This window comes from Hanstruepera ponticola (assembly GCF_012931685.1).
Taxonomy (GTDB): domain Bacteria; phylum Bacteroidota; class Bacteroidia; order Flavobacteriales; family Flavobacteriaceae; genus Hanstruepera; species Hanstruepera ponticola.
Map to the genome: position 1 here is coordinate 285,385 of NZ_JABANC010000002.1, position 21,779 is coordinate 307,163.

At 33.1% G+C, this 21,779-nt stretch carries 21 protein-coding genes; 8 read left to right on the forward strand and 13 right to left on the reverse strand.

Features of this window, described 5'->3' with window-relative positions:
• Positions 1–37: 37 nt before the first annotated feature.
• Positions 38–943, forward strand: a complete 906-nt coding sequence (locus tag HGK31_RS07180; RefSeq protein ID WP_191859130.1) for a spondin domain-containing protein — start codon at positions 38–40, stop codon at positions 941–943.
• Here HGK31_RS07180 and HGK31_RS07185 read toward each other — a convergent pair.
• From HGK31_RS07185 to HGK31_RS07205, 5 genes are read right to left on the reverse strand one after another with little or no spacing between them, the layout of a single operon-like run.
• Positions 929–1,963, reverse strand: a complete 1,035-nt coding sequence (locus HGK31_RS07185) for a quinone-dependent dihydroorotate dehydrogenase (protein WP_191859131.1) — start codon at positions 1,961–1,963, stop codon at positions 929–931. The genes HGK31_RS07180 and HGK31_RS07185 overlap by 15 nt on opposite strands.
• 56 nt (positions 1,964–2,019) lie before the next feature.
• Positions 2,020–2,688 (reverse strand): potassium channel family protein, encoded by a 669-nt coding sequence (locus HGK31_RS07190; protein WP_191859132.1) that lies wholly within the window; start codon positions 2,686–2,688, stop codon positions 2,020–2,022.
• 1 nt (position 2,689) lies between these two features.
• The gene (locus tag HGK31_RS07195; protein ID WP_191859133.1) at positions 2,690–5,803 is read right to left on the reverse strand and encodes an efflux RND transporter permease subunit; all 3,114 of its coding nucleotides are present in this window, start codon (positions 5,801–5,803) and stop codon (positions 2,690–2,692) included.
• A gap of 9 nt (positions 5,804–5,812) precedes the next feature.
• Positions 5,813–6,901, reverse strand: a complete 1,089-nt coding sequence (locus HGK31_RS07200; RefSeq protein ID WP_191859134.1) for an efflux RND transporter periplasmic adaptor subunit — start codon at positions 6,899–6,901, stop codon at positions 5,813–5,815.
• Between the two features lie 10 nt (positions 6,902–6,911).
• Positions 6,912–9,254, reverse strand: coding sequence for a TolC family protein (locus HGK31_RS07205; protein ID WP_191859135.1), 2,343 nt, complete (start codon positions 9,252–9,254; stop codon positions 6,912–6,914).
• A 136-nt stretch (positions 9,255–9,390) separates the two neighbouring features.
• On the opposite strand from HGK31_RS07205, the gene pepT reads away from it, so the two are divergent.
• The 3 genes from pepT to HGK31_RS07220 all read left to right on the forward strand — a co-directional run bounded on the left by pepT (position 9,391) and on the right by HGK31_RS07220 (position 12,121).
• A complete protein-coding gene (gene pepT / locus HGK31_RS07210; protein WP_191859136.1) occupies positions 9,391–10,635 on the forward strand; it encodes a peptidase T in 1,245 nt (414 codons plus the stop codon).
• 127 nt (positions 10,636–10,762) lie between these two features.
• The gene (locus tag HGK31_RS07215) at positions 10,763–11,380 is read left to right on the forward strand and encodes a TrmH family RNA methyltransferase (protein ID WP_191859137.1); all 618 of its coding nucleotides are present in this window, start codon (positions 10,763–10,765) and stop codon (positions 11,378–11,380) included.
• 141 nt (positions 11,381–11,521) lie between these two features.
• Positions 11,522–12,121 carry a YdeI/OmpD-associated family protein gene (locus HGK31_RS07220; protein ID WP_191859138.1) on the forward strand — a complete coding sequence of 200 codons (600 nt, stop codon included), beginning with the start codon at positions 11,522–11,524 and terminating at the stop codon, positions 12,119–12,121.
• Positions 12,122–12,213: 92 nt separating this feature from the next.
• Here HGK31_RS07220 and yajC read toward each other — a convergent pair whose 3' ends face one another.
• The 4 genes from yajC to HGK31_RS07240 form a co-directional block, all read right to left on the reverse strand.
• The gene (gene yajC / locus HGK31_RS07225; protein ID WP_191859139.1) at positions 12,214–12,501 is read right to left on the reverse strand and encodes a preprotein translocase subunit YajC; all 288 of its coding nucleotides are present in this window, start codon (positions 12,499–12,501) and stop codon (positions 12,214–12,216) included.
• A gap of 3 nt (positions 12,502–12,504) precedes the next feature.
• Positions 12,505–12,996: a DUF1573 domain-containing protein gene (locus HGK31_RS07230; protein WP_191859140.1), complete on the reverse strand. Its 492-nt coding sequence runs from the start codon at positions 12,994–12,996 to the stop codon at positions 12,505–12,507.
• Between the two features lie 46 nt (positions 12,997–13,042).
• Positions 13,043–13,987 (reverse strand): transcription antitermination factor NusB, encoded by a 945-nt coding sequence (nusB, locus tag HGK31_RS07235; protein WP_233451025.1) that lies wholly within the window; start codon positions 13,985–13,987, stop codon positions 13,043–13,045.
• A gap of 78 nt (positions 13,988–14,065) precedes the next feature.
• Positions 14,066–15,169: a Glu/Leu/Phe/Val family dehydrogenase gene (locus tag HGK31_RS07240; protein ID WP_223115316.1), complete on the reverse strand. Its 1,104-nt coding sequence runs from the start codon at positions 15,167–15,169 to the stop codon at positions 14,066–14,068.
• A 144-nt stretch (positions 15,170–15,313) separates the two neighbouring features.
• Here HGK31_RS07240 and HGK31_RS07245 point away from each other — a divergent pair, with 144 nt between their 5' ends.
• Positions 15,314–17,071 (forward strand): ABC transporter ATP-binding protein, encoded by a 1,758-nt coding sequence (locus HGK31_RS07245; protein WP_191859141.1) that lies wholly within the window; start codon positions 15,314–15,316, stop codon positions 17,069–17,071.
• A gap of 150 nt (positions 17,072–17,221) precedes the next feature.
• The gene (locus HGK31_RS07250; protein WP_191859142.1) at positions 17,222–17,617 is read left to right on the forward strand and encodes a PUR family DNA/RNA-binding protein; all 396 of its coding nucleotides are present in this window, start codon (positions 17,222–17,224) and stop codon (positions 17,615–17,617) included.
• A 54-nt stretch (positions 17,618–17,671) separates the two neighbouring features.
• On the opposite strand, the gene HGK31_RS07255 is transcribed toward HGK31_RS07250, so the two are convergent.
• From HGK31_RS07255 to HGK31_RS07265, 3 genes are all read right to left on the reverse strand, one after another.
• Positions 17,672–18,703, reverse strand: a complete 1,032-nt coding sequence (locus tag HGK31_RS07255) for a 1-acyl-sn-glycerol-3-phosphate acyltransferase (RefSeq protein ID WP_233451029.1) — start codon at positions 18,701–18,703, stop codon at positions 17,672–17,674.
• Positions 18,700–19,614 (reverse strand): bile acid:sodium symporter family protein, encoded by a 915-nt coding sequence (locus tag HGK31_RS07260; RefSeq protein ID WP_191859143.1) that lies wholly within the window; start codon positions 19,612–19,614, stop codon positions 18,700–18,702. Before HGK31_RS07260 ends, HGK31_RS07255 begins: the two co-directional genes overlap by 4 nt.
• Positions 19,615–19,689: 75 nt before the next feature.
• Positions 19,690–20,025 carry a tRNA-binding protein gene (locus tag HGK31_RS07265; protein ID WP_191859144.1) on the reverse strand — a complete coding sequence of 112 codons (336 nt, stop codon included), beginning with the start codon at positions 20,023–20,025 and terminating at the stop codon, positions 19,690–19,692.
• Positions 20,026–20,072: 47 nt separating this feature from the next.
• Here HGK31_RS07265 and HGK31_RS07270 point away from each other — a divergent pair, with 47 nt between their 5' ends.
• The gene (locus HGK31_RS07270) at positions 20,073–20,627 is read left to right on the forward strand and encodes a thioredoxin family protein (RefSeq protein WP_191859145.1); all 555 of its coding nucleotides are present in this window, start codon (positions 20,073–20,075) and stop codon (positions 20,625–20,627) included.
• 15 nt (positions 20,628–20,642) lie between these two features.
• Positions 20,643–21,008: a DUF1801 domain-containing protein gene (locus HGK31_RS07275; protein WP_191859146.1), complete on the forward strand. Its 366-nt coding sequence runs from the start codon at positions 20,643–20,645 to the stop codon at positions 21,006–21,008.
• Position 21,009: 1 nt separating this feature from the next.
• Here HGK31_RS07275 and HGK31_RS07280 read toward each other — a convergent pair whose 3' ends face one another.
• A complete protein-coding gene (locus tag HGK31_RS07280) occupies positions 21,010–21,561 on the reverse strand; it encodes a YfiT family bacillithiol transferase (protein WP_191859147.1) in 552 nt (183 codons plus the stop codon).
• Between the last annotated feature and the right edge of the window lie 218 nt (positions 21,562–21,779).

Below are 21,779 nucleotides of genomic sequence, written 5' to 3' on the forward strand. Positions count from 1 at the left end.
CTATAGTATGGCACGACTTAACTCAAAACATCTTGCCATGAAAAAAACTTACTTTTTTGTCTTTTTACTTCTTAATGCTTCTTTTATATTTAGTCAATCTGTTGCAACTTATGACATAACATTTCAAAGTACTTGGAACGCTTCCGAGCATACTTCAATTCCTAATAATGCCCATTGGTCTAATTTAGTCGGAGCCACGCACAATACAGCAAATGAATTTGTACAACTTGGTCAAAATGCTACTCCTGGAATACAAGATGTTGCTGAATTAGGGAATAATGCAGCTTTTGAAGATGAAATAAATATGGCAATCAATCAAAATAAAGCAGATAAGTGGTTGCAAATGGGTTTTTCGCCCAACATAGCCCAAGCTGTTACTACTTTGGCAGATATTGAAATTAGCGAAGATTTTCCGTTACTCACATTAGTTTCAATGGTTGCACCAAGTCCAGATTGGTTTATTGCAGTAAATAGTTTGAATTTAAGAAATGATGCGGATAATGACTGGAAAGACACCTTCACAATTGATGTTTTTGCATATGATGCTGGAACAGATAATGGTTCCAATTATGATTCAGCAAATAACGCAAATACACCAGTTCCTGTAAGTATGATTAACGGTTTTCCTATTAACGGAAATAAAATGGGTACACTAACACTAACTCTTAAATCTGTTTTAAGTATTGAAACTCCTGATTTTTCAGACAATGTTAAGATTTATCCTAACCCAAGTAATGGTGTTGTTACAATAAAGAATAATACTGCAGCCAAATTGAGTACAATTAGTATTTATGATATTCTTGGTAATCAAGTACAAGATATGCCATTAAAAACCAATGCTAATAATACTATTTATTTAACTAATCTTACAAAAGGAATTTATTTAGCGCGATTGGAAAGTGTTGATGGTCAAGTTAAAACGCAAAAACTAATTATTAAGTAAGGCTTTATTTATATCCTTAATAAGTTTAGGACCTTCGTATATAAACCCAGTATAAAGTTGAATGAGGTCTGCGCCTGCCTCAAATTTCTCTAAAGCATCAGCAACAGAATGAATTCCTCCTACTCCAATTATCGGAAATGCTTTATTGCTTTTTTCTGATAAAAACCGGATTACTTCGGTAGAACGATTGGTCAATGGTTTTCCACTTAGGCCACCCATTTCAGTTTTATTAGCACTTGTCAATCCATCTCGTGATATAGTTGTATTGGTGGCAATTACACCATCAATTTGCGTTACGCTAACAATATCAATAATATCTAATAATTGTGAATCGGTTAAATCAGGTGCTATTTTTAATAGAATAGGCTTGGGACTTCTCGACTCCGCTCGAAGTGACATGGTGTTGTTTTCTTCTTTTAAAGTGTTTAATAACTTGGTAAGTGGTTCCTTGTCTTGCAGTTCGCGTAAATTAGGTGTGTTTGGCGAACTCACATTGACTACAAAATAATCGACATAATCAAACAAGGCTTCAAAACATATTTTATAATCCTCAACAGCTTCCTCGTTAGGTGTTACCTTATTTTTCCCAATATTACCACCAATTAAAACGCCTTTATTTTTCTTTAGTCTTTCAACAGCAGCTTCTACACCACCATTATTAAAACCCATTCTATTTATTATAGCTGAATCTGATTGTAATCGAAATAAACGCTTTTTCGGATTGCCATCTTGCGGCTTTGGTGTTAGTGTTCCTATTTCTATAAAACCAAATCCAAAATTCGATAATTCATTAAACAGTTTTGCATCCTTATCAAAACCTGCAGCTAAACCAACTGGATTCTTGAATTTCAACCCAAATAAGTCACGTTCTAATTGTTTATTATCAACTTTATAAAGGCTTTTAATAATGCCTGAAACAAACGGTAATTTGTTAAAAAAACGAATAGTTGAAAAGGTAAAGTGATGAATTTTCTCTGGATCAAAAAGAAAAAATAATGGTCGGATTAGTAATTTATACATATTGCCTCTTTTGTGCTGCAAAAATACAATTCTAATTATTGAAAAACTGTGAAATTTTACTCTTTTTGAGAATGCTTGATATACTTTTCGATAACGACAGCAGTAACAATCACCAAATAAAATTGACCAATCATAGCTAAAAATATGGACGCTTTTTGAGCCACATCAGTTATAGGTGTAATATCGCCATAACCAATAGTCATAAGTGTTATGTAACTGTAATACATTAAGTCGTCAATATTAGTAGTGGTCATTCCTGATTCAATTAACCCATTAAAGGAACCAGGTTGTATCATTTCGATACAATTAAATATAAAAAAACCAATAAGCCCAAGAGAAATATAGCCACTCATTAAACCATAAATAACTGTTTTATTGACGCGTTTGGAGTTCCACACTTGAGAAATAATTTCCACAGAGACCAAAGCATAAAATCCGAAATAAACAAAAAACCTTATATAGTCAAGTATGCGTTCATCTGTTTTTGAAATCAATCGATAAAGAAAAACTAATGACACGAGGATTAACATAATTACCACAACCCACGTTTGTTTTTTCCTTTTTTTAAATATCACCAAACCAGAAGCAATATTTAAAACAAATAACAGTGGCATAATAACCGTATTTAAAACATGCTTTGGAAATATTAATGAACCAAATAAAATAACAATTAAGCTGTAAAAGAATAACTCAAAGCGATATGTATAAAGCTTTTTTAATAGCATGTTAATCTTCCATTAATTCTTCATTGAACGTGTAATCCTTATAATTTACCTTATACAACACACTGTAAAATGATGGAATAAACAACAATGTTATAAAGGTTCCAAACAATAAACCAACCATTATACTTACAGCCATACCTTCCCACATTTCACCTCCACTTAAGTATAGTGGAATTAAACCTAACACGGTTGTAAATGTAGCTAATAAAATAGGTCTAAAACGTTGTAAGCAAGCTGCTATAATAGCATCTTGAATAGGTCTTTTCATTTCGTTTTCTTCAATCTGCATTCTATCAATTAATACAATGGCATTATTGATTACGATACCAGCTAATGAAATCACGCCTAGAAAGGGCATGAATCCAAAAGGCTCTTGAAATATTAATAAACCTATAACAACACCAATAATTCCAAGAGGAATAGTTGATGCTACCATTATTGTTTTTCTAACAGAATTGAATTGAATAATTAATAGTAAGATTATGATGAATCCAGATAACGGCAAATAGCCTAATACAGCTCCCATGTTTTCAGCAGTATTTTCAGCATCACCACCAAATTTGTAGGTATAACCTTCTGGCCAGTTTTTTGATTCTTCTTCAATCCATGGCGTAACTTCTTTCATTATTGCTGATGCATTACCATCATCATTTAATTCGCTTGAGACTACAATAGTTCTATCAATATCTAGTCGCTTAATTTTAGCATATTGCCATTCAGGAACTATGGTTGCCACTTGACTTAAAGGAACGCTTTTTCCTGTATTTTGAGCATAAATATTTAAGGTTTCAATAGATGCTAATGATTGTTGCTGACTGCCATCACTTCGCATAAGAATTGGAATGGACTTATCGTCTTCACGATATTCTCCAGTTTGAAAACCATCTAAAACAGTTTGTAAAGAGGTAGCTATATCCTGATTTGAAACACCTGCTAAACGTGCTTTATTTTGATCAATATCTACTACAAACTTTTTACTTTTTGGACCCCAATCATCTTTTACATTTTTAGTTCCAGTAATTTTAGAAAGTTTTTGTTTTGTTTGTTCTGATAGTGTAGCTAATATATCTGGATCTTCACCAGAAATTTTAATTTCAATGGGTGTGCCTCCACCTCCAGATCCTAAAAGACTTACTTTTACATCAGCATCTGGAAAATTGTCATAACAAAAAGCATCCAATCTATTTACTAATTCATTGTTATAAATGGCATCAGAGACGTTTACAAGCATGTGACCATAACTTGCATCAGGCTCATCTGGCGTATAACCTAAATCATAAGACTCTGGTCCTTTTCCAACATAAGTTGACCAATCTGTTATGCCATTAACTCTTGTTTCATTAACTAAAAGCGAATCGCGCATGTAAACTTCCAACTCTGCAAATAATTCTTCTGTTCGTTCAATTCGTGTACCTTGAGTTAAATTAACATCTATGGTAATCATATTACGATCACTATCAGGAAAGAAAATAAAAGGTATTTTAGTGAAGCCGTAAAGTGAGAGTATAAACAAACCAACAATAGTTAAAAGGACTATTGCTTTAATAGATAAAGCTTTCAATATTAAATCTTTATAATATTCTTTTAATTTATAAATGACTTTGTCAATAGCACTTGGTTCACGTTCAGCCTTTGGTTTTATTTTCAAAAACAATACGCAAAACAATGTAATGACTGTTAATGCCAACAACCAAGAAGATAAGAGTGCCATTGAAATTACCACGAAAATTGGTCCAACGATATCTCCCATAGTAGATTCCGCCAAGTAAAAAGCTAAAAAGGCAGCCGATGTTGTTAAAGTGGAAATCAATAAAGGCGTAAATAATTCTGCACAGGCATCAATAGCAGCCGTTTTTGCTTTTGCGCCATTCTCCATTTTAACCATAATGGTTTCAGCAACTACAATAGCATTATCAACCATCATACCTAAAGCCATAATTAATGCGGCTAGCGTTACCTGATTCAAGCCCATACTGATTACACCCATAAGCATGAGTGTCATAATAGTAACTAAAGGAATTAAACTAGCAATTATAGCTCCTGTTCTAACACCTAAGAATATTAGCATAACAAGCAATACAATAATGATTGACTGCATAAGATTGACAATAAAATCACTAATCTTAACGTCAATATAGGTGTCTAATGATGCTAGTCTAACGAGCTCTAAACCAACGGGTAGCCTGGTTTCCCAATAGTCCATGACTTTATTAACGTCTTCACCTAATTGAATAACATTAGCACCTTCTTTTAAGCTGATATGCATGGAAATGGCTTCTTTACCATTAACTTTTACAATTTGGGTAGGTGGATCGATATAGCCTTTTAAAATGGTCGTTATATCGCCTAAATAAACCATTTGCGTTCCGTCTCCAACTGGAATTAGGGTGTTCTTTATATCTTCAACTGAATTAAAGTTTCCTGTAGGTTCTAAAATTATTCGTTCGCTGTCTAGATTGACTTGACCTCCTGAACTCAATATGTTGGTGGCACTAATTGCGGATTGTAATTTAGATGCCGATAAACCGTATTCCTTTAATCGAGAATTATCAAATTCCACAAAAACACGCTCATCTTGAACACCACCAAGCTCAACTTTTGCCGCAAATTCAAGCTTTATGAGGTCATCTTTTATATCATCAACATATTCCTTGGCTTCAGCATACGAGTAACCATCAGAAATAATTCCTACTGCAATTCCAAAAACTTCACCAATACCATCGTCATCTAAAAATGGTACCACATTAGCAGGTAAACCTTCTATGGCATCTAATTTTCGCCTTAATCTATCCCAAACTGCTTGTAATTTTTCAGGCTTAACCTCATCTTTTAATTCTACGGTTACAACTGAAAGTCCAGCACGAGACGTGCTTGTTACTTCTTTTAATTCCGGTAATTCTTGAGAGACTTTTTCAACCTTATCGGTTACTAAAAGTTCAACACGTTCTGGACTCGCTCCAGGAAAACTGGTTACAATATTCGCAACTCTAACAGTATAAGGAGGCATACTATCGCGAGATAAGCCTTGATACAAGACGATACCCATTAAAACAATAGTTGCTAAAATTGTGAAGGTTATTCTATTGCGCTCAATTGAAAATTTAGCTAAATTCATATATCGCGCTTAATTTAATTTAACTTTTTGACCATCTAAGAGGGTTTGTAAACCTGCCGTCGCAATCTTTTGTCCTTCCTGAAGTCCTGATTCTATTTCAAATCCTTCAGCAGTTAACTCACCAATAGTTACTGGCTGACGTTTTATAACATGTTTGCCTTCAGATTCTTCAATTAAAAATACAAAACGGTCATTGCCATTTTCGCCAACACTAACTGGTGGTATAACTAATTTGCGTTGCTCACTCTGACTTGTTGCGAACTCGAATGTTACGCTTGCAGCCATACCACTTTTAATTCTTTCGTCTTCTTCAGTAATTGTTACACGAATTGGATACGTTGATGTGTTACTATCCAAAGCTGGTGCAACTTCGGTTACTTGAGCATCATACTGCTTATTATCAATAGCAGAAAAAGCTACCTTTACATTCATGCCTTTATGAACATTATTAATAACGCTTTCTGGTAATCCAATTTCTATTTCAATGGCTGTACCAGCATTTAAAACTCCAATGGTTTGACCAGGTGATACGTTTTCATCTACTTCGGCAATTACTGATGCAATAGCACCATCTTCTGGCGCATATAAATAACCAAATTTAATTTGTTCAGCCTGTATGGAAACACTTCGTTTAGCCGACTCAAAACTGGCAACTGCAGTTCTATAAGAGTTTTTCGCTGCTTCATAATCACTCAAAGAAGAACTTCCTTTTTCGTAAAGTGTTCTAACTCGGTTTAAATTAAGTTTAGCTGTGTTCATTTGCGATTCTGTACTATTTCGAGATTCAATTGAGCTTTCATAATTCAATCGTGCTTGTACATTATCTAACTGCGCTAATAAATCACCTTTTTTTACTTTTTGACCAAGCTTCATGTTAAGCATGACGATTATTCCTGTATTTCTAAAACTTAAATTTATTATTTTTTCAGTTTTAGCTGTACCACTAAAATGCCTAATTTTATCAGCACCAGAATACTTAACCTCCGTATACTTTACTGGCCGTAACACCTCTTTTTTAGGAGCTTCTTTTTTACCACAGCTCATTAAAATACCAAGTGTAAGAATTACTAATACTTTATAGTGTTTGTTTAGTTTCATAATATTTATTTTAATCTTCTATGTTAGCTTTGAATTCTAAAAAACGAGCCAAGAAGGCATTGCGTTCATCAGTTGATTCAAGCAAGAAAAAGTTTCCAATGTAGCGTTCTAAAGTTAGCATAGCTATCAAGTAATTATACGTTGCATTGCTACTTGCCAATTGAGCTTGCAAGTAATTATTTTGAGCATCTAGTAACTGAATAATATTAACCGCTCCATTTTCATAAGACGTTTGGGTTAATTCTAAAACCTCTTTAGCAGTTTCTTCAAATACTATAGATAGTTCGATGTTGGTTACTTGATTAATGATTTCTAATACGGCATCGTTGATATTCTTTTCAATTTGAAGTTTGACATTATCTGTTGAAAATTGTATTTGTTCCTTTTGAATAGTAGCTATTTGCTTATTAATGTTTTGTTTATTCTGATTAAAAATAGGCATAGATAAACTAACACCTACATTATAATAGCCATCGGGTGGTGTAGGTATAAATACTGGAAATGTACTTCCAGCACCACTTCTAGAAAACACATGATTGTACTGACCTTGCAAAGCAACTGTTGGCAGAAACCTGCCTGGTCCAAATAATTTTTCACTACGTTCTGTAGCTATTAAATTATAATCTAAAAATTTTAATTCTGGTGAATTATTTAAAGCCTCTTCAATTAAAAAATCTGTAAAGGGTTTTCGTTCAACTGGATCATTTAATAACCCGTTAAATTCATGATAATCATATTCTTCAAAAATTCCAGAGTCTAGTTGGGCATCGTTTACATCAATAATCAAATCAATAGGATTATTAAGCAACTGATTTAAAACATAATAACCTTGTTTTAGTTGATTAAACGATTCAATATTATCTTGCATATTTTGAACCAATTCACTCCTAAAACGCAATACATCAGATTTCCCAGACTGACCTGCTTCAAAATTTTGTGATGCAATTTCTAAATTTCGTTTAGTCAAATTAAGATTTTTACTTTGAATTTTATAATTAGCTTTCAGAATAAGCGTATTAAAATACGCCGTAGCTGATTCAAAAATTACGTTTAACTCCTCTCTGTTATAGTCTTCCATTTGTGCTTTTTGTAAAGCCGTTTGAATGCCTATATTGGCATTAGCAGATTCAGAAAATATTGTCTGGGACAACGTTATATTTCCGGCTGTTAAGACTTCTGGATTTTGACCGTTTGTTGCTTCGGCAAACTCTGGATCGTTGTAATTTGCCGATGCTGCTGCCGACACGTCTGGTAAATAATTACTTTTAGCTAATTCGGCATCTTTTTCAGCAATATATACATTTTGTTTTGCCTCTTTTAAAGTCAAGTTTTCAGCAATTACTTCTGTCATCACTGAAACCAAATCATATTCTTTATCAGCAACAATATCGGAAGCATCGCCAACAAAATTGGTCGTAGCAATAAGACTATACTTGAGTGGTATGCCAATTTTTTGAGCCGTATTAAAATTTATGGTAAGGCTTTTATTAACAGTTAACAATGAGGATGACTCGTGGAACACATCATCAACCACAATAGATTCCACACTTAAAGCGATACGCCTAAAAAATTGATCAATCTGCGTTTGGTCATTATTGGTGGCAAGCAATCCGTTTTCAACATCGCTAATAGGTGATGTAGTAAATGATGGGATTTTTCGCTGAATCAAAGCATCAGCTACTGTTTTCATTTCAGAATCAGTAAGATACAATCCACCTATAAAATAAACCGCTTTTTGATCATCAAGTGCATTAATAATATCACTTGTATTATCAAAAGGCACCAATGATAAATCTAGCTCTAACTCTGCTGCTAAACTTGTTATCATTTCAGAAATAGGGTCGTAAGCAATTGCGCCACGTTCAATTAAAATACCAACTTGCTTACACCCAACAAGGTTTTTTAGAAATTCTAAATCTTCTCTATAGGACAATGGCGTAACAATTGACGTAAAATTATCCACTTCATGATTAATATGTTTTCCGTCTTCTATAAAATCTTCATTAACGGTTCCAAATAAAATAGTTGGTTTGGGATAGGTATCTCTTTTTGCTAACACTTCATTGGTAACAACACCATAAGCGATAATAATATCAACCTCATTAACCAAAGTCTCATATTGATTTTTAGCCAATAAGGGATCAAAATTATTGGTGTACCTATTATTATCTGGAAAAACAACGGTAGCATCTTCGCCTACAACTGCTGTAATTTCTTCCTCTAATTTATCTACCAGTGAAGCTATTTTAGAATTGGTTTTATCTAATAAGAATCCTATTTTATAAGATTTATCTTGAGAAAAAGCAGTAGAACAAATTACGAAGCAGAAAGATACAGTTAAGAAATAGCGCATTTAAAAAAGTAAATTGTTGAATAGCTAAAATACTTGTAATTTCAATCTAATCAAAGACTAATAATAAATTAAATAATACTTCAAGATAGTTTATAATAACAAATGATATTTTTATTTTTGAACAAACAAACTAACCATGATAGATAAAAAGCACATCATAGACCGATTTATAAGTTACGTAACGGTTGATACAGAATCTGATCCAAAATCCGAAACCACACCGAGTACAGCCAAGCAATGGGATTTAGCCAATGCGCTGGCTGCAGAGCTAAAGGCCATTGGTATGAGTGATGTTTCTATAGACGATAATGCCTATATCATGGCCACTTTACCTAGTAATGTAGACCACGAGGTACCAACTATTGGTTTTATTTCACATTTTGACACGAGTCCAGATTTTACTGGTGCCAATGTAAAACCACAAATTGTTGAAAATTACGATGGTAAAGACATTGTTTTAAATAAAGAGCAGGACATTGTGCTCTCACCAGATTATTTTGAAGATTTATTATTGTACAAAGGGCAAACGCTTATTACGACTGATGGGACTACACTTTTAGGTGCCGATGACAAGGCTGGTATTTGTGAGATTGTTTCTGCAATGGAATATTTAATTCAGCATCCCGAAATCAAGCATGGAACTATACGCGTAGGTTTTACACCTGATGAAGAAATTGGTCGTGGTGCACATAAATTTGATGTTGAAAAATTTGGATCTGATTGGGCTTACACCATGGATGGTAGTCAAGTAGGCGAATTGGAATATGAGAATTTTAATGCAGCAGGTGCTGTGGTAACTGTAAAAGGAAAAATAGTACATCCAGGTTATGCTAAAGGAAAAATGGTTAACTCCATGTATATCGCAACCGAGTTCATCAATTCGCTACCACGATTAGAAACTCCGGAACATACGGAAGGTTATGAAGGCTTTTTTCACTTACACAATATGAATGGTGCTGTAGAAGAAACTGTTTTAGAATATATTATCCGTGATCACGATAAAGGGCATTTTGAAGCCCGAAAAGAAATGATGCAAAAATTAACCGATGAGCTCAATGAGCAATATGGTAGAGAGGTTATTACTGTTGAAATCAAAGACCAGTACTTTAATATGAAGGAAAAGGTTGAGCCTGTGATGCATATAGTAGATATTGCCGAAGAAGCCATGAAGCAATTAAACATTAAACCACTTATAAAACCGATTCGTGGTGGTACAGATGGCTCACAATTAAGTTATATGGGCTTGCCTTGCCCTAATATTTTTGCAGGTGGTCATAACTTTCATGGACGTTACGAATATGTTCCTGTTGAGAGTATTATAAAAGCTACTGAAGTGATTTGTAAGATTGCGGAGTTAACAGCTTTAAAGGCCAAAAATTAGATTGCTACCATAATAAGCCGACTTGAATTTGTCAGAAAAAAAGGCGAACTTCGTTTAACTGCTGATATAAACAATTAAAACAGTTCATATCAAAACATTGGGCTTAATTAAAAAAACTGAACTTTGAATGAAAAACACCGAAACAAAAGAAAAGAGTTCGCTTCGAAAAAAAGCTGATTCGATAAAGGAATTTCGTTGTAAGAATTTAATTGCAGTTTTAGAAGAGCCACAGGATTATAAAAATATCGGACGGACGATAAGAAATATAAATGCTCTCGGAGTTGAAAAATTATATATAGTTGATAGCCGAAATAAAGTACCTAATGACTGGCAAGAAATGCGAACTGATGTTACTTTGACAAAAACATCAGGTTCTGCCATAAAATGGTCCTTTGTCAAAAAGTTTAGCAGTACGAAAGAGTGCATTGACCATTTGGAAAAAAACGGATTTAAGTCAATGGTCACTTCACCACATTTGAAAGGACGAAAAAACATTGTATTACACGAGGGAAAATACACGAAAATGAAACTTGCTGTTTGGTTTGGAAATGAATCAAAAGGTGTTAGTAATGAAGCAATTGAAAACAGTAAAGCGTGTATTAATATTCCAATGTACGGAATCATTGAAAGTCTGAATTTAGGAACTTCGACTGGAATTGTAATGTATGAAATCACTAAACAAAGACGTGCATTCAAATTGCGAAAAGTCGCAAAACGGAAAGAAAAACTGAAGAATAAAAAATAACTATGCCCAACAACGGCTCTAGTTCATTACGTCTAAAATTCCTACTTGTGATTTCGAGCCTTTTTGCTAAATTTATGGTTACGGCGAAAAATCACAGCTGATAATCAGCAACCAAGCCTTACACAAAACGTTAAACGAAACATGAAAAAAGTATATTCAGTAGAAGAGTACATTGAAGTTAATAATCATTTTGCAAATGAGTTGTCCGTTTTACGCGACATTATCATTTCAACTGAATTAGAAGAAACTGTAAAATGGAGCGCACCTGTATATGCCTTAAATGGTAAAAATGTGGTGGGTTTAGGAGCTTTTAAAAATCATTTTGGTATTTGGTTTTTTAATGGTGTGTTTCTTAAAGACGAGAAAAACCTATTAGTCAATGCACAAGAAGGCAAAACCAAAGCCCTACGTCAAATGCGTTTTGAAAGCATGAATGATATTGACCAAGCGGCAGTATTAGCCTATGTAAAAGAAGCTATTGAAAATCAAAAATTAGGCAAAGAAGTTAAAGCAGAACGTAAAGGCAAAAGTGTAACAATCCCTAGTGAACTCAAAACACTGTTTAAAAATCAACCTAATGTTCACGATAGCTTTAAGGCGTTAACGCCAGGCAAACAACGGGAATACTGCGAACATATAGAATCAGCCAAACGAGAGGCCACCAAGCAATCGCGTTTAGAGAAAATCACACCTATGATTTTACAAGGTGTCGGACTTCATGATAAGTATAAAAACTGCTAGTTAGTGGTTAGTGGTTAGTGGTTAGTGGTAAATGAGCATAAAAAAACTCCGAAGGAAACTTCGGAGTTTTTAATTATTTAAGATTCTTGAAATTATTTAGCAGGTGTATTTAACTTCTTACTCATTTCCATTGAAATAGCTGATTTGTCAAATTTAATTTTACCGGCTAACGTTTCAATTACACAGCTACTGTCTTTATCATTAAGCTCAACAACTTTACCATGCATACCGCTTTTGGTAATAACTTTGTCGCCTTTTTTTAACTCGGCTGCGAATTTTTTTTCTTGTTTTTGACGTTTCATTTGTGGTGCAATCATAAAGAAATACACAACTACAAACATTAAAATAAACGGTAAAAACGTACTAATTCCTTCTCCCATAAATTATTTTACTTGAGGTACAGCTGGTTTTGCTGGCTCTACAGCATTAGGATCTGGCTTTACAAAAGCTGTAATTTTTACAGTTTCTTTTCCTGTTTCCGTATTAGCAGTTATAGTTACTGTTTTAGAAACCTTGTTTTTACCTGAACCATTAAATTTTACTGTAAACTTATCGCTCTCACCTGGTGCTAAAGGTTCTTTACTCCAATCTTCAGGTACTGTACAACCACAAGAACTCTTGATGTCAGTAATAACTAAAGGAGCATCACCTGTGTTGGTATAATTAAATACAGTTTCTACATTCGTTTTAGCTTCAATTTCACCAAAATCATGCTCCGTTTTATCAAAGCTTATAACAGGGAAATTTGATGCAGCTGCATCTCTTTCAGCAGCTTCTGCTACGTTATTATCATCAATCTTTTTTGTAGCATCCTCTTTACAAGATGTAAATGCAATTAAGCACATGGCACTTAAGCCTAATATCACTTTTTTCATAATAAATTATTTTTGTTCGGGCAGTAAAAGTAATAATATTTTCTTATTACATCAACCCTCTACCCGTTTTATTTAATTTGTCGGCTTCTTCGTACTCCTTAACCAATTTATCTAAAATACCATTTATAAAGATACTACTCTTTGGTGTAGAGTACTCTTTGGCTATTTCCAAATATTCATTAATAGTGACCTTTACAGGAATCGAGGGGAAATTGGTAAGCTCACAAATAGCCATTTGCAACAGTACATTATCAATATCAGCAATACGATCAGCATCCCAGTTTTTTGTTTTTTCAGAAATGGCCTGATTAAGCTTATTTTGATTTAAAATTGTTTTTTTGAATAAATCTAGTGCAAAAGCCCTATCATCGTCATCTTTATAAAGTTCTGGTAAAAGATGTTTTTCTGGTGAGCTTGGCTTGAGTTTTCTGATAATTTTAAGAATAGCTGTATTAACCACTGGTAAATCATCAGTCCAGGTTAAATTTTGGTCTTGTAAATAATCATAGAGCTTATCATTAGGAGCTATTATTTCCTTAAACACATCTACAATAAAATTTTTATCTTCTTTAAAATCTGAAGTGCGTGTTTGCATGTATTCTTTATACAAATCACTTGATAAAAGTGCTTTGAAAATAACATCGACATATTCATTGTCTAGTTCCCAATTAGTTATCTTTTCATCTTGAAGCGTTTCTTGAAGTAACACATTGTTCTTCAATTGTAAAAGCACTTCATTGTTTATAAACTTACTATTAGGGTTTTTATCCTCGGAAGTAGCTAAATGTTTCTTTTGTGTTTTTGCCAGATGATCTGCTGATCGCTTTTGAAGCTCAATAAGTAAGGAGAGTAAAAGCAAATAAAGGTTGAACATATTGTCCAAACTTCTTAATAAAAAGGTTTGTTCTGCTTTAAAATTGTCACCTTCACCACCTTTGAAGGCGTATATGGTTTGCATAACCTTGATACGAATATGTCTTCTATTTAGCATACTTACAAAGAACTTTTAATTTAAAGAGGCGAAAGTTATGCAACTTTCGCCTCGCAAAAATAATACTATTTTAAGAACTTACTTTGAATTCTCTTTTTTTCTTGTTTCAATTCTGTTTTGAGCAATATTCAATGCTGCATGATTGGTTGTTATATTGTGCGTTTGCGCATTGGATAATATCTCTAAGGTAGTGTTGTAGATATTTTCAGTTTTTCTCATTATTTCCTTGCGGTCATAACCCTCCAATTCAGCATATACATTAATAATACCTCCTGCATTTATCAAAAAGTCTGGCGCATACACAATACCTCTTTCCTGAAGAATCTTTCCGTGCTTTTCTTCTACAGCCAATTGATTATTTGCTGCTCCTGCAATAACTGCTGCTTTTAATTTATAAATGGTATCATCATTAATAGTAGCTCCTAATGCACATGGCGCATAAATATCCATAGATTCCGTGTAGATATCATTTCCTCCATAAATGGTAACACCATATTTAGTGCGTACTTCTTCTAAACGGTCTTGACTAATATCTGAAATAGTCACATTGGCACCTTCATCAACCAAATGTTCCACAAGTGCTTCACCCACATTACCTATACCTTGAACAAATACCGATTTACCTTCAAGAACATCGCTACCAAACTTAAATTTCGCAGCAGCTTTCATTCCCATAAACACACCATAAGCCGTAATTGGCGACGGGTTTCCGGCACCACCAATAGATTCTGAAATTCCAGTTACATAAGGTGTTACCTCACGAACTGTATCCATATCTTCAGTGGTCATACCGACATCTTCTGCCGTAATATATTTACCATTAAGAGAATGTACAAATTCACCAAACTTTTTCATAAGTTCTGGTGTTTTTTGTGTTTTAGCGTCTCCTATAATAACGGCCTTACCACCACCAAGATTTAATCCAGTGATAGCAGACTTAAAAGTCATACCTCGTGATAACCTCAACACATCATTCAACGCTTCCCATTCGTTTTGGTAAGCCCACATTCTGGTACCACCTAAAGCTGGTCCTAAGACTGTGTTATGAATTCCAATAATTGCTTTTAAACCTGTATCTTTGTCGTTGCAAAAAACAACTTGTTCGTGATTATCAAAAGATTGCTGTCCAAAAACAGGATCAACTTTATGTAAATCTTTTGTATTTATGACGTCTGTAACCATTGCGTTATTATTAATTGTTAGGTTCGCTTTTTATATATTTATTAAAAACGACGTGCAAAATTAAGGGAATATTAATGTTTTTACAACATAATTAATCTTAAAATACGAATTTGTTAAAAACTTTATTTTCAACCCAATCTATTAATGAAGGAGCTAAAACATCTAAACAAGTACTTTTTAAAATATAAATACAAGTTAATTGTTGGTGTTATTATCACCATTGTAGCTAGAATATTTCTACTCTTTACACCACGCTATGTAAGAAAGATATTTGATGCTATTGAAAAAGGACTCAATGGCTCTATTACAAAAGAAGCTTTTAAATCGGAACTCACATTAGCGATTCTATATATAATTGGTGCAGCCATAATTGCTGGGATTTTCACCTTTTTAATGCGACAGACCATAATAAATGTCTCTAGATACATTGAGTTTGATTTAAAAAATGAAATCTATCAACAATACCAACGGTTATCATTAAACTTTTACAAGAAAAATAGAACTGGAGATTTAATGAACCGTATTAGCGAAGATGTTGGACGTGTACGTATGTATGCAGGTCCTGCCATAATGTATAGTATAAATACAGTCACTCTTTTTGTTATAGCGCTCATTTTTATGTACAATCAAGCGCCTACACTCACACTTTATACTATTATTCCATTACCTATTTTGTCTGTTGCAATTTATAAATTAAGTCGTGAAATACACAAGCGTAGTACAATCGTACAGGAATACCTATCCAAGCTATCAACATTCACACAAGAATCTTTTAGTGGTATTGCGATAATAAAATCTTATGGAATAGAAACACAGACTGCTGATAATTTCTACAATTTATCTCATGAGAATAAAGAAAAACAATTAAGCCTTGTAAAGGTTAGTGCTCTATTTTTTCCCATGATGATACTCCTTATTGGCGTCAGTAATTTATTGGTTATTTACATTGGTGGATTACAATATATGAATGGTGAAATTGATAGTCTTGGTACCATTGCCGAATTTATTATTTATGTAAACATGTTAACTTGGCCAGTAGCTACTGTTGGCTGGGTGACCTCAATTGTACAACAGGCTGAAGCATCTCAAAAACGTATCAATGAGTTTTTGAAAATAGAATCTGAAATCAAAAACCCAACCACTGAAAACACAAATATTATAGGCGACATTGTTTTTAAGAATGTTTCTTTTACTTATGATGACACCAATATTCAAGCTTTAAAAGATGTTTCTTTTTCGGTAAATCATGGTGAAACTTTGGCCATTATTGGACAAACAGGCTCTGGAAAATCTACCATATTAGATTTAATTGGCAGATTATATGATATTGACAGTGGCCATTTGCTTATTGATAACAAACCAATTGATACAATTAACCTAAATGACTTGAGAGATCATATAGGATATGTGCCACAAGATGCTTTTTTATTTTCAGATTCTATAGAGAATAACATCAAATTTGGTAAAGAAGATGCGACAGACCAAGACGTTATTCAAGCAGCAAAATATGCCCAAGTTCATAAAAATATTATGGGTTTTAAAAATGGCTACAACACGGTTTTGGGCGAAAGAGGCATTACACTTTCTGGTGGGCAAAAACAACGCGTATCTATTGCAAGAGCAATAATAAAGGATCCTAAAATATTGTTGTTCGATGATTGTCTTTCTGCAGTAGATACTGAAACTGAAGAAAAAATACTAAATAATCTTAAAAAACTGACCTCTGGGAAAACAACCATTATTGTTAGTCACCGTATTTCTGCTGCTAAAAACGCTGATAAAATAATCATTTTAAATGATGGTAAAATTGTTCAATCAGGAAATCATGAAACACTCATTAATACGGAAGGCTATTACAAAGACCTTTATTTAAAACAGTTGAGCGAATCAGCCTCTTCCTAATCAACTATCTAAATATAGCTTGCTGTTTAACAGTGAATTAAATCAAAAATAAATACCAAACCAAAAGAAAATTAATTATTTGTTGGTTGGTAAGGGTTTTTTTTAGATTTTTGGTGAAATAACAACATATTTTTTAATTGAATTTTGATTATGAATAATAATGATATGATGGAGAAAGAAGAAATTTTTTCAAAAGTGTTAAGAGCTGGTAGACGAACTTATTTCTTTGATGTACGTTCAACAAAAGCTGGTGATTATTATCTAACCGTTACCGAAAGTAAAAAGTTTACTAATGACGATGGATCCTACCACTACAAAAAGCACAAAATTTATTTGTACAAAGAGGATTTTTCTGAATTCAATAGTATCCTACAAGAAATGACTGATTATATTATTGCTGAAAAAGGCGATGAAGTCATAAGTGAACGTCACCAAAAGGATTTCAAAAAAGAGTATGACAGTAATGGAAGCTCTGAAAACAATTCAACTGAAGATAACAAACAAACTCCAGAAAGTTTTACAGATATTGATTTTGATGATATATAAACCAAACAATTATATACTGAAAAAGCCGCTATTAATTTAGTGGCTTTTTTTATGTTATAATTTTACAGCAAGTAAGCTAGTTGCCAGCGTAAATAACACAAAATAAAAAGCAGCTATTCCTCCAAAACAAACACCCAGAATAAGCGCTACTACAAAAATCCACCCAGGAACTAAAGTTATAGCAATTGCAAATCTAAAAGTAGAAACAAATTCAATTTCATTAATTCTAGGTTTAACGGCATATCTCCAAACTAAATAAGGCACAAACAAAGCCAGCAACATCAAAAATTTAAAGATTTGTTTTACTGTTTCTGGTCTTCTATTCACCTTAAATGAGCAATCTTCATAGTTAGAATTTATACATTTATTAACTGCCGTTGGATTTAAAAAATCAACTTTAAGTTGCTGTAATTTTTCCATATGACTAGCATATGCCTCAACAGGTATATGCGTCGTTAATGTTTTTATGGTTTCAGACACTTTTTCTTTCAAATTCAAGATATTCTGATTCCTATTATCGGTTACAAAGGCATTAGCTTGTAATGAATCTCCAATAACCATAGAAACACTATCAGCAAAAGCATCGGCTTCTTCATAATTTAAACCAATAGGAATTATTTTAAGATTGGTATCAGGATAGTTGTCTAAAGTTTCGAAAATAATTCGCGTAAAACCTTTACTTAACGGTCTTACTGTACGTTTTATATTATGATTCCCTTCTGGAAAAAGCGCAACAACTTTTCCTTTATGAAGCAATTCTCTGCAATATTCAAATATGGCATTATTCTCTTGAATACTGGACCATCCATCACGTACGCGATACACAGGTAACATGTTCAAACTCTTTAAAAAGGTCTTAACTTTTGGATTTTTAAAAACACTGGCACGTGTTAAAAAATATGAAAAACGCCCAGCACGAGTTGCTATCAACAAAGCATCCATCAAGGCATTATTGTGATTGGATAATATAACTAACGGACCCGTTTTTGGAACTGCTTTTTTGTTTATCACATAAAATCTACGGTAATAAAAAAACAACCCTATTCGTAAATAACCTCTAACCAAATGTAACCAAAGTGATTTCAAACTAAAGCTTGTTGATTTTTTGTTTTAACAGACCAAAAGTAGGCTAGAACTAATCCTGAAATAATATGCCAAATACCCCAAAATGCCGCCATAATAGCCATGCCTCCCAAACCATTAAAGAACGTAAAAATAAGTAGTAAACCTAATCCTGAATTCTGAATACCAGTCTCTATAGCAATGGTTTTTTGATTTTTAAATGATAATTTAAAAGCTTTAGCAACAAACAGTCCTAATAAAATAGCAACAACATTATGGCTGATTCCTAAAGTTAAAACATGATGAATGTAATTATTAAATACATCCAGATTTTTCATAAATGCCATAATTACAATAGCCACAAAAATAAGGATTGAAAAGGGCTTTAATAATTTTGATGTTTTTATAGCAAATTCTGTAAATCGATAACGTACTAGCATACCTATCAACAAAGGAACACCAAGAATTAAAACCACCAGTTTAATTAAGTCTATTGGACTTAAAGACACAAACTCCAACAATTCTGCTGTTGGAGCATATCTGTTCGCATAAAACTGAAAGTTAAATGGTGTCATGACCACAGCAATAAACGTTGAAAACGCTGTTAGACTAACTGATAGCGCTGTATTGCCATTAGCCAAATGCGTCATGAAGTTGGATATATTCCCACCTGGACAAGCTGCAACCATCATCATACCCAATGCTATACTAGCCTGTGGTTTAACAATTATAATAAACAGAAAGGTTACAAGTGGTAATAATATAAATTGTGACAACACACCAACTAATACCAATTTAGGCTGTTTTAATAAACCTTTAAAGTCATCTACAGTAATACCTAGTGCAACACCAAACATAACAACTGCAAGTGCTATGTTCAGTACCCATAAATTATTAGAATCGAAGTTTATTTGAACCTGATCGAGTTCTAGCATATATGATTAGTTAGTAAGCCGTAAGATGGTTGTAAATTTTATAAAAAACAAGTGTGTTTTTAAAAGAAGTCCCAGTTATGATACTACCGAACCGTTTTTTACCTTGTTTTCAGGGTTAAGTAAAACAACATCAGTACCCATAACAGCGCCAAGCACAAGACACTCGCTCATAAACTTTGCTATTTGTTTTTTTGGAAAATTTACCACAGCAACTATTTGTCTACTTAATAATTCTTTTTTACTGTAAAGCGTTGTAATTTGAGCCGACGATTTTTTTATACCCAATGCGCCAAAATCAATAGTTAATTGATAAGCAGGATTTCTAGCTTCAGGAAAATCTTGTACATCTATGATAGTACCTACGCGTAAATCTACTTTTGTAAAATCCTCAAATTTTATTACATTATTCATCGGCTAAAAATACAATTTTTAACGAACTTTGATAAAAAATAGAAAATATGTCTTTAACACCATCAAATATGCTTCCGTTGGGAACGCAAGCTCCAAACTTTAATTTACCAGATACCGTATCTGGAGAGAATTATAGTTTAAATGAATTAAAAGGGTTAAATGCTACGGTTATCCTATTTATTTGTAATCATTGTCCGTTTGTAAAGCATGTAAATTCAGAAATAGCCCAATTAGCCATGGACTATAAAAGTAAAGGGGTTAATCTGATAGCTATTTCTAGTAATGATGCAGAAAGCTACCCTGAAGACGCGCCAGATTTGATGAAGCAAAATGCTATTGACAATAATTTTAAATTTCCGTATTTATACGACCAAACTCAAGAAGTAGCCAAAGCCTATGATGCGGCTTGTACTCCAGATACTTATGTATTTGATTCTCAATTAAAACTAGTTTACCGTGGACAACTTGACGATTCACGGCCAGGAAACAACATACCTCTAACAGGTGAAGATGTTAGACACGCTTTAGACTGTGTTCTTGAGCAAAAAGAAAACACAAAGCCACAAAAACCCAGTATTGGTTGTAATATTAAATGGAAATAATTTATTCTTTTTCAATTGAGCCAAAACGAAGCTTTCTATTTTAATGAAGAAGAACCAAACAAAAGCTGCTTGTTGACTCTTCGGGATATTATTCTAAATCAGGATGAGAATATAACTGAAACCAAAAAATATGGGATGCCCTGTTTTTGTTATAAAAACAAGATGTTTGCATACTTATGGGTTGACAAGAAAACTCAAGAACCTTATATACTGTTTGTTGAAGGTCAACAATTAGATCATCCAGAATTGGAAACCGGAAATCGGTCACGCATGAAAATTTTCAGAATTAATCCTAAAGCGGATTTACCAATAACCGTCATTAAATCTTTACTTCATGATGCATTAGATTTATATAGAAATGGTATAATTAAAATAAAGTAACTTAAATCCAGCCCTCACGTTTCATTAAGTTTTCTATATGCGCATAATGGTGGTCACAATGCCAAGCATATATACCAATATTCTTTTTTAAAACCACTTCTTTATTATGTTCTGGATGAATAAAACTTTTATTTAAATCGGCTTCTGAAAGTTGCTTTAACAAATACACCAACTTCGCATGAACAGCTTCTAAATGCTTCAATGACATATCAATTGGCCCATATTTAGAATCATCTAGTTCAGCCCAAAGCGTTTCATAATAATATTTTATTACCGGTTTATCTTCTGTTAATGCCCATTTAAATCTGATATAACTATGATGATGACTATCGGCAACATGATGTACAACTTGTCGTATGGTCCATCCTTCTGGTCTATAAGCTGTGTCTAATTGCTGGTTAGTCAACACAGATACTAATTGTGTTAATCGTTCTGGAAACCTTTCTAAAACCAAGATCCAATTTTCAATTTGTGCTTTAGAAATCACATCAGGACATTGAAAATGACCAATAGGATACATTAATCGTTCGAGTTCTTTGCTATTCCATGCCATAGTCCTTATTTAGGTTTAAACTGTCAAATAATCTTTAAAATCATAAAAGTAATCTATCTGAATAAATAGTGTACTTATATAAACACCTCTTTAATTAAAAGCTTGAAAGGAATAGATTAAAAAATATAATAAAGAATTTTCAATGTTTAAATCAAATTTATAAGAATAAATCCGGAATCAACTGAAATAAGAATTTCATTATTAAATCAGCTTTTGGT

Bases quoted from the DNA above. Each gene is read 5' to 3' on its own strand.
- HGK31_RS07180 (WP_191859130.1), top strand. From the start codon at position 38: ATGAAAAAAACTTACTTTTTTGTCTTTTTACTTCTTAATGCTTCTTTT.
- HGK31_RS07185 (WP_191859131.1), bottom strand. From the start codon at position 1,963: ATGTATAAATTACTAATCCGACCATTATTTTTTCTTTTTGATCCAGAG.
- HGK31_RS07190 (WP_191859132.1), bottom strand. From the start codon at position 2,688: ATGCTATTAAAAAAGCTTTATACATATCGCTTTGAGTTATTCTTTTAC.
- HGK31_RS07195 (WP_191859133.1), bottom strand. From the start codon at position 5,803: ATGAATTTAGCTAAATTTTCAATTGAGCGCAATAGAATAACCTTCACA.
- HGK31_RS07200 (WP_191859134.1), bottom strand. From the start codon at position 6,901: ATGAAACTAAACAAACACTATAAAGTATTAGTAATTCTTACACTTGGT.
- HGK31_RS07205 (WP_191859135.1), bottom strand. From the start codon at position 9,254: ATGCGCTATTTCTTAACTGTATCTTTCTGCTTCGTAATTTGTTCTACT.
- pepT (WP_191859136.1), top strand. From the start codon at position 9,391: ATGATAGATAAAAAGCACATCATAGACCGATTTATAAGTTACGTAACG.
- HGK31_RS07215 (WP_191859137.1), top strand. From the start codon at position 10,763: ATGAAAAACACCGAAACAAAAGAAAAGAGTTCGCTTCGAAAAAAAGCT.
- HGK31_RS07220 (WP_191859138.1), top strand. From the start codon at position 11,522: ATGAAAAAAGTATATTCAGTAGAAGAGTACATTGAAGTTAATAATCAT.
- yajC (WP_191859139.1), bottom strand. From the start codon at position 12,501: ATGGGAGAAGGAATTAGTACGTTTTTACCGTTTATTTTAATGTTTGTA.
- HGK31_RS07230 (WP_191859140.1), bottom strand. From the start codon at position 12,996: ATGAAAAAAGTGATATTAGGCTTAAGTGCCATGTGCTTAATTGCATTT.
- nusB (WP_233451025.1), bottom strand. From the start codon at position 13,987: ATGCTAAATAGAAGACATATTCGTATCAAGGTTATGCAAACCATATAC.
- HGK31_RS07240 (WP_223115316.1), bottom strand. From the start codon at position 15,169: ATGGTTACAGACGTCATAAATACAAAAGATTTACATAAAGTTGATCCT.
- HGK31_RS07245 (WP_191859141.1), top strand. From the start codon at position 15,314: ATGAAGGAGCTAAAACATCTAAACAAGTACTTTTTAAAATATAAATAC.
- HGK31_RS07250 (WP_191859142.1), top strand. From the start codon at position 17,222: ATGAATAATAATGATATGATGGAGAAAGAAGAAATTTTTTCAAAAGTG.
- HGK31_RS07260 (WP_191859143.1), bottom strand. From the start codon at position 19,614: ATGCTAGAACTCGATCAGGTTCAAATAAACTTCGATTCTAATAATTTA.
- HGK31_RS07265 (WP_191859144.1), bottom strand. From the start codon at position 20,025: ATGAATAATGTAATAAAATTTGAGGATTTTACAAAAGTAGATTTACGC.
- HGK31_RS07270 (WP_191859145.1), top strand. From the start codon at position 20,073: ATGTCTTTAACACCATCAAATATGCTTCCGTTGGGAACGCAAGCTCCA.
- HGK31_RS07280 (WP_191859147.1), bottom strand. From the start codon at position 21,561: ATGGCATGGAATAGCAAAGAACTCGAACGATTAATGTATCCTATTGGT.